General features: G+C 66.6%; 1 protein-coding gene. It reads right to left on the reverse strand.

The features are described 5' to 3' along the window. Window positions 1-1,870 (reverse strand): acetate--CoA ligase (gene acs / locus GVY64_RS36840; protein ID WP_159851301.1); only part of this gene is annotated, 1,870 nt, incomplete at both ends.

The raw sequence follows: 1,870 nt of genomic DNA on the forward strand, positions 1-1,870 counted from the left end.
TCGGGTCGACGAGGGTGGAGGTGTCGCCGAGTTCGCGTCCTTCGGCGACGTCGCGTAGGAGGCGGCGCATGATTTTGCCGCTGCGGGTTTTGGGGAGTTCGGGGACGATGTGGATCTCGCGGGGTTTGGCGATGGGGCTGATTTCGCGGGCGACTTCGGCTTTGAGGTCGTCGATGAGCGCGGTGCCCGTGTCTTGTGCTCCGGCGGTGAGGATGACGAAGGCGACGATGCCTTGGCCGGTGGTGGGGTCGGTGGCGCCGACGACGGCGGCTTCGGCGACGGTGTGGTGTCCGACGAGGGCGGATTCGACTTCGGCGGTGGAGATTCGGTGGCCGGAGACGTTCATGACGTCGTCGACGCGGCCGAGGATCCATAGGTCGCCGTCGGTGTCGAGTTTGGCGCCGTCGCCGGCGAAGTACCAGCCTTGTTCGGCGAAGCGCTCCCAGTAGGTCTCCCGGAAACGCTGCTCATCACCCCAGATGCCGCGCAGCATCGACGGCCAGGGTTGGTCGAGGACGAGGTAGCCGTTGGCTTCGGTTTCGCCGCGTTGTACGGGTTTGCCTTCTTCGTCGACGACTTGGGCGGAGATACCGGGTAGCGGGGTCATGGCGGCGCCGGGTTTGGTGGTGGTGACGCCGGGCAGGGGGGAGATCATGATGGCGCCGGTTTCGGTTTGCCACCAGGTGTCCACGATCGGGGTGTGGTTTGCGCCGAGGACTTCCCGGTACCAGCGCCAGGCTTCGGGGTTGATGGGTTCGCCGACCGATCCGAGTAGCCGGATGCTGGTCAGGTCGTGGGCGGCGGGTATTTGTTTGCCCCATTTCATGAAGGTGCGTACCAGGGTGGGGGCGGTGTAGTAGATGGTGACGCGGTATTTGTCGATGATTTCGAAGTGGCGGTGTTCGGTGGGTGAGTTGGGGGTGCCTTCGTAGACGATTTGGGTGGTGCGGTTGGCCAGGGGGCCGTAGACGATGTAGCTGTGTCCGGTGACCCAGCCGATGTCGGCGGTGCACCAGTAGATGTCGTGGCCGGGTTTGTGGTCGAAGACGGTGTGGTGGGTGTAGGCGGTATGGGTGAGGTAGCCGCCGGTGGTGTGCAGGATGCCTTTGGGTTTTCCGGTGGTGCCGGAGGTGTAGAGGATGAACAGGGGGTGTTCGGCGTCGAAGGCTTCGGCGTGGTGGGTGGGGGAGGCGTGGGTGATGGTGTCGTGCCACCACAGGTCGCGGCCTTCGGTCCAGGGGACTTCGATGCCGGTGCGGCGCACGACCAGCACGTGCTCGACGCTGGAGGGGGTGTCGGCGTGGGTGTGGAGGGCCTCGTCGACGGCTTCTTTGAGGGGTGCGGGTTTGCCGCGTCGCCATTGCCCGTCGGTGGTGATGATCAGGCGGGCTCGGGCGTCGTCGACGCGTTGGCGCAGGGCGGTGGGGGAGAATCCGGCGAACACGACGGAGTGGGTCAGCCCGAGGCGGGCGCAGGCGAGCATGGCGATGATGGCTTCGGGCACCATCGGCATGTAGATCGCCACGCGGTCGCCGGTCTCGAGGCCGAGTGCGGTGAGCGTGTTGGCGGCGCGGCAGACCTCGTCGAGCAGTTGTTGGTAGGTGATGGCGCGGGAGTCGCCGGGTTCGCCTTCCCAGTGGATGGCGACCTGGTCGCCGTGTCCGTCCAGGACGTGGCGGTCCACGCAGTTGTAGGCGACGTTGAGTTTGCCGCCGACGAACCACTTCGCCACCGGCGCGTCACTCCAGTCCAGCACCTGGGTGAACGGTTCGTGCCAGTGCAGCCGCCCGGCCTGTTCGGCCCAGAACGCGTCACGATCGGCCGCCGCCCGCTCGTAGAGCGCGGCGTCGGCGTTCGCCTGCGCGGCGAA

Origin of the sequence: Nocardia sp. CY41, from assembly GCF_009829325.1 — a bacterium.
Taxonomy (GTDB): Bacteria; Actinomycetota; Actinomycetes; order Mycobacteriales; family Mycobacteriaceae; genus Nocardia.